At 53.1% G+C, this 810-nt stretch carries 1 rRNA gene; it reads right to left on the bottom strand.

From position 1 onward, the window contains the following. Positions 1-754: ribosomal RNA gene (locus ACFQY8_RS07995) — 16S ribosomal RNA — on the bottom strand; the annotation flags it as partial. Positions 755-810 lie beyond the last annotated feature (56 nt).

Genomic DNA, 810 nt, shown 5'->3' with positions numbered 1-810 from the left:
CGCTTTCGCTCCTCAGCGTCAGTAACAGCCCAGAGACCTGCCTTCGCCATTGGTGTTCTTCCCGATATCTACACATTCCACCGTTACACCGGGAATTCCAGTCTCCCCTACTGCACTCTAGCCTGCCCGTACCCAGCGCAGATCCACCGTTAAGCGATGGACTTTCACACCAGACGCGACAAACCGCCTACGAGCTCTTTACGCCCAATAATTCCGGACAACGCTTGCACCCTACGTATTACCGCGGCTGCTGGCACGTAGTTAGCCGGTGCTTATTCAAAAGGTACACTCACTCAACGCTTGCTCCCAATTAAAAGCGGTTTACAACCCGAAGGCCGTCATCCCGCACGCGGCGTCGCTGCATCAGGGTTCCCCCCATTGTGCAATATTCCCCACTGCTGCCTCCCGTAGGAGTCTGGGCCGTATCTCAGTCCCAATGTGGCCGGTCGCCCTCTCAGGCCGGCTACCCGTCGAAGCCTTGGTAGGCCATTACCCCACCAACAAGCTGATAGGACGCGATCCCATCGCATAGCACTAAAAACATTTTCCCAACACAACATGCGAAATGTTGGAACATTCGGCATTACCACCCGTTTCCAGGAGCTATTCCGATCTACACGGCAGGTTGATCACGCGTTACTCACCCGTTCGCCACTCTCACCCTCAAAGCAAGCTTCAAAGGATCCCGTTCGACTTGCATGTGTTAAGCACGCCGCCAGCGTTCGTCCTGAGCCAGAATCAAACCCTCCACAAAAAAACCTTGTGAAAGAATCAACTAAATGACTCACAAAAAAATAAGAAAAAGACAAA

It is taken from the genome of Alloscardovia venturai, assembly GCF_042676605.1.
GTDB lineage: Bacteria > Actinomycetota > Actinomycetes > Actinomycetales > Bifidobacteriaceae > Alloscardovia > Alloscardovia venturai.
The sequence above is the reverse complement of the archived record's forward strand: the minus strand, read 5'-3'. Positions and strand labels throughout refer to the sequence as shown.